The following is a 718-nucleotide window of genomic DNA, read 5'->3' as shown; positions in this document are numbered from 1 at the left end:
GGCCAGCGCCTCGTCCCGGATGGCGCCCCATTCGGCGGCCTCCATGCCAAGGCGGTTCATCCCGGTGTCCAGCTGGATGGCGAAGGGCTGGCCGGGGCGCATGGCGCGATCACGAAAGAACTGTGCAGGACTGTTCAGGACCGGGGTCAGCCCGGTCAGGTCCGCGCCCTCCATGTGCCCCGACAGCACGTTGATGCGCGCGTCCTGCGGCAGCAGCGGCCGGATCGCCCGTCCCTCATGCGCCAGGGCCACGAAGAAATCGCGCACGCCGGCGGCATAGAGGGCCGGGGCGACGCGGTCGGCGCCCAGGCCATAGGCGTCAGCTTTGACCACGGCGGCGGCACGCGCGCCGGGGGCCAGTGCGGCCAGTGCCGCGTGATTGGCCACGATGGCCGCGATGTCGATCTGCAATCCCATATGCGTGGCTTGCCCCCCTGCCCGGCCCGCGTCAAGAGGCTGCCGCAGCATGTGTTTGCACATATGCACTTAGCATGAACAGTCGCTTCTGTATTTTGCAAATTCCCCCGAATTGTCTTTGCTGCACCTGCATCGCAGTCTAGCCTGGGACACCGGATCAGGAGGGCGCGATGAAGGACATTCTGCAGCAGCTGGAAGAACGCCGACAGCAGGCCCGGCTTGGCGGCGGCCAGCGGCGCATCGACGCCCAGCACGCCCGCGGCAAGCTGACCGCCCGCGAACGCATCGACCTGCTGCTGGA

At 67.8% G+C, this 718-nt stretch carries 1 protein-coding gene; it reads right to left on the bottom strand.

The window, feature by feature from the left end; translation table 11 throughout:
- The coding region (locus tag TW83_RS16300; protein WP_045983837.1) for an alanine racemase at positions 1 to 417 on the bottom strand (417 nt) is incomplete at its 3' end.
- Between the last annotated feature and the right edge of the window lie 301 nt (positions 418 to 718).

The organism is Paracoccus sp. S4493 (assembly GCF_000967735.1).
Taxonomy (GTDB): domain Bacteria; phylum Pseudomonadota; class Alphaproteobacteria; order Rhodobacterales; family Rhodobacteraceae; genus Paracoccus; species Paracoccus marcusii.
This window is presented reverse-complemented; position numbering and strand designations above follow the sequence as displayed.